Origin of the sequence: uncultured Sphingomonas sp. (assembly GCF_964250165.1) — a bacterium.
Lineage (GTDB): Bacteria > Pseudomonadota > Alphaproteobacteria > Sphingomonadales > Sphingomonadaceae > Sphingomonas.
Genome location: NZ_CAXUEK010000102.1, coordinates 1 through 6,815, shown reverse-complemented (window position 1 = coordinate 6,815; position 6,815 = coordinate 1). Strand labels below are relative to the sequence as shown.

The following is a 6,815-nucleotide window of genomic DNA, read 5'->3' as shown; positions in this document are numbered from 1 at the left end:
GGCGGCCCGACGTGATGTTCGTGATCCAGCGCGTGCTCGAGACCGAGGGCAAGCTGACGCTGCTCGACCAGAACCGGGTGATCCGGCCCAACCCGTGGTTCCGCCTGTTCGCGACCGCCAACACCGTCGGGCTCGGCGACACCAGCGGGCTGTACCATGGCACCCAGCAGATCAATCAGGGTCAGATGGACCGCTGGAACGTCGTCGTGACGCTCAACTATCTGCCGGCCGCGACCGAGGCACAGATCGTGCTCGCCAAATCGGGCGAATACGACAAGCCGGAGGGCAAGAAGCAGGTCGAGGCGATGGTCCGCGTCGCCGACATGACGCGCAAGGGCTTCGTCGCGGGCGACATCTCGACGGTGATGAGCCCGCGCACGGTCATCACCTGGGCGCAGAACGCGCTCATCTTCGGCGATGTCGGCTTCGCGTTCCGGCTGTCGTTCCTCAACAAGTGCGACGAGGCGGAGCGGCCGCTGGTGGCGGAATATTACCAGCGCGTGTTCGGCAAGGACCTGCCGGAGAGCGTGACGGGGAAGGGGTGACGCTCAGTCCGGCTGCGCCACCGCCGGCGCGATCGGGCATGCGCTCGGCCGCGGCAGCCGGCCGGGGCGGGCCAGCAGGAGCAGTCTGCCGCCGTCGCGCGCGGCGGGGCGGTAGGCGGCGAGCAGGGCGGCGAAGCGCGGGTCGCGGCCGAGCCAGGCGAGGTAGCTGACGCCCGTGCCCGCCAGCACCGGTGAGGCGGCGGCATCGTCGATCAGCAGCGCCTCGGCCGGGCAGCGGGCGAGATCGCCGGCCAGGGTATCGAGCATCCAGCGGCGGAGCTTGAGGCCGTCGCTCGTGGCGTGCGGCCCTTCGCCCTCACGCAGCACCGTCTTCAGCGCCATCATCGGGTTCGCGGTCGAGAGCGGCTGAACGAAGCCGCGCTGCTCTACCATCGGGAAGGCGTCCCAGCTGTGCGCGGAGATCACGGCGAAGCGCGTGCCGGGCGGCAGGCGGTCGACCACCGGCGCAAGGCCGCCGAGCGGCGGGGCGCGGAACGAGCCGATCAGCGCGGCCGTGGCGAAGGCGAGCAGGATCGCGAGTACGGCGAGCGGTCGGCGCGCCAACGCCGCTGCGTCCGCGCCGCCGTCGAGGATCAGCAGCCACAAGGCCCAGGCGAGCCCGACGGTGACGGGGAGCGCGTGATAGGGGAAGCCCTTCGCCTGGAGCAGGTAGCAGGCGAGGAACGCGGCCGTCGCCACCGCCGCCGCCTGCGTCCGCGCCGAACGCGGGCGCGCGGCGAGCAACGCGAGGGCGCCGAGCAGCCACGCGGGAAGGTAGGGCTGCCGCGTCACCGGCCAGGCGGCGGGCGGCGCGAAATCGGCGTAGAACAGCCGCGCCATCGGCACGACGCGTGCGAGCCAGTCCGGCGCGAAGGCAAGCACCGCGCCGCCATAGGCGAGCGCGATCACGGCGAGCGCGCCTGTCTCGGGGCGCAGCGGCCGCCAGCGGCGGCGCTGGCGCCCCCAAAGCCAGATTTCCAGCGCCAGCGGGATCAGCGCGAAATACGGCTTCAGCGCGAAACTCCAGCCTGCTGTCAGCCCGATCACCAGCGCCAGCCGGCGGTCGACCGGCATCCACTCCGCCCGGTGCGCGGCCAGCGCGGCATAGGGCAGCGCGCCGAGCAGCAGCAGGTGCTCGCGCTCGCCGAAACAGAACACCGGCAGCGCGAGGAGGAGGACGAACAGGCCAGACGCCGCCGCCAGCCGCTGCACTGGCGTGCGCGCGACGAGCGGGATGGTGAGCAGGACGCCAAGGACGGTCCGGGCTGTCGTCGCCGCGACGAGGACGCGGGCCGTGGCCAGGCCCAGCCGGTCGGCCAGGGCGGAGAGCGGCATCGCCTCCCAGAACCAGAGCGGCGGGTTGACCTCGATCACCCCGCGCCCGAAGCGCGCCCCATGACGGAGCTGCCGCGCCACCCAGAACTGCCAGCTGACGTCGTTGTTGAGCGCCACGTTCCACAGCAGGCCGGTGGCGAGCGCCCAGGCGGCGAGCGCCAGCGCCGCGATCGTTACCGGTCGGCTCAGCGCCAAGGGCTGCCGCGGCACGGCGATCGGCGCGTGGAGCGTCATGCCCCGGCGCTACGGCGGAAAGTTTGCCGCGCGGTTAGGATGCTTGCGACCGCCAGCGGGCTAAGCTACTTAGCCCACCGAGGAGCAGCGCCGTGGCCGAAGCCGATCCGCAGAAGACCTTCAACGTCCATGACGCCAAGTCCAACCTGTCGCGGCTGATCGACCGCGCGCACGCGGGCGAAGAGATCATCGTCGCCAAGGCCGGCGAGCCCTGGGCGAAGATCGTGCCGATCGACGCGCCGGCCAAGCCGAAACGCCGGCCGGGTGGGCTGACGATCACCGGGCCCATTCCGGACTCGGTCTGGTTCGAGCCGATGCCCGAAGACGAGCTTGCGCTTTGGGAAGGAAAGCGGCTTGAGAAGCATGGCTTTTGACCGGTTACCTGCTGGATACCCATGCGGCGCTGTGGTGGTGGACCGACAGCCCAAAGCTGGGACCGTCGGTGCGCGCGCTGATCGACGGCGATGACGATCGCATCTATCTCAGCGCCGCGAGTATCTGGGAGATCGCGGTCAAGGCGCACGCGGGCCGTCTGCCGGAAATCCCTCGCTTTCGAGACGAGTATCCTGGCTTGATGGAAGCAAACCGCTTCGAACTGATTGCGATGACGGATCGGCATGTGCTGAAGGCCGCATATCTGGAAGGCACGCATCGCGATCCGTTCGATCGCGTCATCGCCGGCCAGGCGCTCTGTGAAGACCTCATCGTGCTGACGCGTGATCCCGAAATCAGCGGTTTTGGCTGCAAGGTGCTCTGGTAATGGCGGCCGACACTCCCCTCGACCGTTTCAAGGCGGTGCTGACCGGCGCCGCGCGCGCGATCGCGGACGAGCCGGAGGTGGAGCTGGCCTTCACCGCCGATGCGCCGGCGCAATCGGGCAAGCACCTGAAGGTGCCGATGCCCGCACGCCAGCTGCCGATCGAGCAGGTGGCGGAGGCGCGCGGCTTCGCAGACGGCTTCGCGCTCAGGCTCAGGCACCACGACACGGCGCTGCACCTGCGCACCGCGCCGGGCGAGGCGGTGGCGCGCGCGGTGTTCGACGCGGTGGAGGGCGCGCGGGTCGAGGCGCTCGGCAGCCGCGGCTATGCCGGCATCGCGGACAACCTGGCGACCGCGCTCGACGTCCGGCTGCGCAGCGATCCGATCACGCGGGCGCGGACGCGCGAGGAGGCGCCGCTGTCGACCGCGCTGGCGCTGCTGGTGCGCGAGCGATTGACGGGCCGACCGGTCCCCGAAACCGCCCGCGCCGGGGTCGACCTGGTGCGGGGCTGGGTGGAGGAGCGCGCCGATCTGGACGCGCTGGCACTGGCGATCGACGACCAGCGCGCCTTCCAGGCGCTGGCGATGAAGCTGCTGGAGCAGCTGGAGCTGGTCGAGGGCGACCAGCTTCCCGACGAGGCGGACGAGGGCGGGGCCGAGGACGACGGCACGCAGGAGGAAGCCGGCGGCGACCAGGAAGAAGAGGCCGAGCAGCAGGGCGGCGAAGGCCAGGCCGAGGTCGACGCGCGCGGCGAGCAGTCCGACACCGAAACCGAGGGCGGCGAAGGCGAGGAGGAGAGCCAGGAGGCGCTGGACGACGCCGATGGCGAGCCCGGCGACGAGGGCGAGGAGGGGATCCAGCCGGTCCGCCCCAACCGGCCGTTCGCGGACCTGAACGCCCAGTTCGACTATCGCGTATGGACGACCCAGTTCGACGAGGTGGTCGCCGCGACCGAGCTGTGCGATCCGGACGAGCTGACGCGGCTGCGCTCCTATCTCGACCAGCAGCTCGTCCACCTGCAATCGGCCGTGTCGAAGCTCGCCAACCGGCTGCAGCGGCGGCTGATGGCGCAGCAGAGCCGGGCGTGGGACTTCGATCAGGAGGAGGGCATGCTCGACGCCGCGCGCCTCGCCCGCGTCGTCGTCTCGCCGGGCCTGTCGCTGTCCTACAAGGTGGAGCGCGAGACCGAGTTCCGCGATACGGTGGTGACGCTGCTGATCGACAATTCGGGCTCGATGCGCGGACGGCCGATCTCGATCGCGGCGATCAGCGCCGACATCCTGGCGCGGACGCTGGAGCGGTGCGGCGTCAAGACCGAGATCCTGGGCTTCACCACGCGCGCCTGGAAAGGCGGGCAGTCGCGCGAGACATGGCTCGCCGCGGGTCGGCCGCCGCAGCCGGGACGGCTCAACGACGTCCGGCATATCATCTACAAGAAGGCCGACGAGCCGTGGCGGCGCGCCCGCGCCTCGCTCGGGCTGATGATGCGCGAGGGGCTGCTCAAGGAGAATATCGACGGCGAGGCGCTGCTCTGGGCGCATGCCCGGCTGATCGCGCGCCCGGAGGAGCGGCGCATCCTGATGGTCATCTCCGACGGCGCGCCGGTGGACGACTCGACGCTGAGCGTGAACTCGGGCAGCTATCTGGAGCGGCACCTGCGCCAGGTGATCGCCCATATCGAGAACCGCTCGCCCGTCGAGCTGGCGGCGATCGGCATCGGCCATGACGTGACGCGCTACTATCAGCGCGCGGTGACGATCATGGACGCCGAGCAGCTGGGCGGCACGATCATCGAGCAGCTGGCGGCGCTGTTCGACACGGATTGAGTAGGCCGAACCGTAAGGCTCCTCAGCGCCGGAACCGCAGCGTCGCCCCGACCGTGCGCGGGTCGCTGGGATAGCCCAGGATCAGGCCGGAGTTGCCCGCCTGCACGGTCAGGTTCTGGATATAGTCGGCGTTGAGCAGGTTGCGCGCAAACACCGCCACTTCCAGCCCGCCACCAAACCCAGTGGCGCCGAAGCGGTAGCCGAGGCTGGCGTTCGTCAGGTTGTAGGCGCCGATATAGGTGTAGCGCGACAGGCTGGGATCGCCGTTGAAGCCGCTTTTCGACGCCGTGTCGACGTGCAGGAACACCGCGCCCGCACCGACCGGCCGGGCATAGTCGAGCCCGCCCGTGACGGTGAAGCGGGGAAGCGACGCGAGCCGCCGGCCGGTGAGGTTGCAGGCGGTCGTGGCCGCGGTCTGCAGCTCCAGCGGGCAGGGGCCGGCCGGGTAGTCGGCATAGCGCCCGTCCGCATAGGCGAGGCCGCCGCGGATCGTGAGGCCGGGCACCACGAGCGCGGTCAGGTCCGCCTCCGCGCCCTTCACCTCGACCAGCGGGATGTTGGACAGGTAGCCGCGCAGCGCCGCCGTCTGGGTCGGCCCGGTGTCGACGATCGTCGCCTGGAAATCGCGGACGCGGGTGTAGAAGCCGTCGGCGTTGAAGATCAGGCGACGATCGAACAGCCGCGTCTTGATGCCGCCCTCCCACGTCGTGTTCCGCTCCGGCCGCACCACCGCGAAGGCGAGCGCGGGCTGGTTGGTCGCGGTGAGCGGCAGGCCGGACATGTTGATCCCGCCGGACTTATAGCCGCGCGCATAGCTCGCATAGGCGAGCACGCCGTCCGTCACCTGCCAGGCGATGTTGCCGCGGCCGGACAGGCTGCCGTCATGGTCGCTCGCGGTGTAGCTCTGCCCGCGCAGCACCCCGAGCCGGGCGTTGTTCAGCGCGGTGATCTGCGCCGTCGTGCCGGTGATCGTCGGGCCGCCATCGGTGAAGGTGGAATAGAGCCCGCCCTTGTCCTCGTGCGTGTAGCGCAGCCCGCCCGTCAGCGTGACGGGATCGATGATTCGCCAGTTGACCTCGCCGAAGCCGGCATAGCTGGTCAGGCGGTAATCGCTGCGGCCGTCCTGCGCATAGCCGTCGAGCAGGTTGGCGGGGACGGGAACGGGCGTGGTGTTGGTGGCGCTGGTCGGGACCGAGGTGCCGATCAGGTAACGCGCGGCGGCCGGGCCGTAGATGCTGATCGGGCGGCCGGTGATCGTCTGGTGGAAGCCGTAGACGCCGACGACATAGGTTATCCGGTGTTCGCCGTTGGAGGCGAGGCGGATCTCCTGGCTGTACTGGTCCTGGCGCGACGGGATGTGCTGCGAGAGCTGGATCGGCAGGCCGATATAGTCGCGGTCGTTCTCCGCGTCCCAGTTCCAGAAGCGCCAGGCGGTGATGGCCGTGACCGTCCCGAAACCCAGATTCCAGTCGGTCAGTGCCTCCAAGCCGCCCTCGTTGGTGTCGATGCGGAGCGGACCGTCGATGTCGGTGACGCGATCATAGGGATCGGTGCTCGCCGGCGTATAGCCGAACTGTGCCGCCAGCCCGAGCGGGCCGCCATATTGGCGCGTGGCGGCGCGCAGGCTCTGTCCGACGCGCAGATAGACCTGCGTGCAGCAATCGGCCTGCAAGTTGGTGAAATCCGCGATCAGGCGCAGCTGCAGCCGGTCGTCGGGCCGGAACAGCAGCTGGCCGCGCACCGCCTGGTTGCCGATCTGGTTCAGGTCGCGGCCGTCGCGGACGTCACGGATCGTGCCGTCGCGGCGGGTGGAGACGGCGGAAAGGCGATAGGCGATCGTGTCGGAGAGCGGGCCGGACGCCCAGCCCTTCGCCTGGACGAAATTGTATTCGCCGTAGTTCAGCTCGGCATAGCCCTCCGGCGTGAAGCTCGGCGGGCGCGAGGTGATGTTGATCGCGCCGGCGGTGGTGTTCTTGCCGAACAATGTGCCCTGTGGCCCGCGCAGCTCCTCCACCTGATCGATGTCGGCGAAGTCGAACGCGGCCGTCGCCGGGCGGGCATGATAGACCTGGTCGACATAGAAGCCGACGCCGTTCTCCAGCCCGTCGTTCGACT

Annotated in this window: 5 protein-coding genes and 1 pseudogene; 4 read left to right on the top strand and 2 right to left on the bottom strand. The window is 70.1% G+C overall.

Annotated features, from left to right (window positions below):
- Positions 1–545, top strand: a pseudogene (locus ACFE64_RS14390) (cobaltochelatase subunit CobS); the annotation flags it as partial.
- 3 nt (positions 546–548) lie between these two features.
- Here ACFE64_RS14390 and ACFE64_RS14385 read toward each other — a convergent pair.
- Positions 549–2,114 carry a hypothetical protein gene (locus ACFE64_RS14385; RefSeq protein ID WP_375393145.1) on the bottom strand — a complete coding sequence of 522 codons (1,566 nt, stop codon included), beginning with the start codon at positions 2,112–2,114 and terminating at the stop codon, positions 549–551.
- A gap of 92 nt (positions 2,115–2,206) precedes the next feature.
- On the opposite strand from ACFE64_RS14385, the gene ACFE64_RS14380 reads away from it, so the two are divergent.
- Genes ACFE64_RS14380 through cobT form a run of 3 tightly spaced genes read left to right on the top strand, consistent with a single transcriptional unit; the run spans position 2,207 to position 4,700 of the window.
- Complete coding sequence (locus ACFE64_RS14380) at positions 2,207–2,488, top strand: type II toxin-antitoxin system Phd/YefM family antitoxin (protein WP_375393144.1); 282 nt, start codon at positions 2,207–2,209, stop codon at positions 2,486–2,488.
- Entirely contained in the window at positions 2,485–2,874 is a 390-nt protein-coding gene (locus ACFE64_RS14375; protein ID WP_375393143.1) for a type II toxin-antitoxin system VapC family toxin, read from the top strand. Before ACFE64_RS14380 ends, ACFE64_RS14375 begins: the two co-directional genes overlap by 4 nt.
- Positions 2,874–4,700, top strand: coding sequence for a cobaltochelatase subunit CobT (gene cobT / locus ACFE64_RS14370; protein WP_375393142.1), 1,827 nt, complete (start codon positions 2,874–2,876; stop codon positions 4,698–4,700). The genes ACFE64_RS14375 and cobT overlap by 1 nt, the downstream gene beginning before the upstream one ends.
- Positions 4,701–4,722: 22 nt before the next feature.
- Here the strand turns inward: cobT and ACFE64_RS14365 are convergent.
- A partial coding sequence (locus tag ACFE64_RS14365; protein WP_375393141.1) for a TonB-dependent receptor occupies positions 4,723–6,815 on the bottom strand: 2,093 nt, incomplete at its 5' end.

Excerpts from the sequence above, each read along its gene's own strand:
- ACFE64_RS14385 (WP_375393145.1), bottom strand. The coding sequence starts at position 2,114 with ATGACGCTCCACGCGCCGATCGCCGTGCCGCGGCAGCCCTTGGCGCTG.
- cobT (WP_375393142.1), top strand. The coding sequence starts at position 2,874 with ATGGCGGCCGACACTCCCCTCGACCGTTTCAAGGCGGTGCTGACCGGC.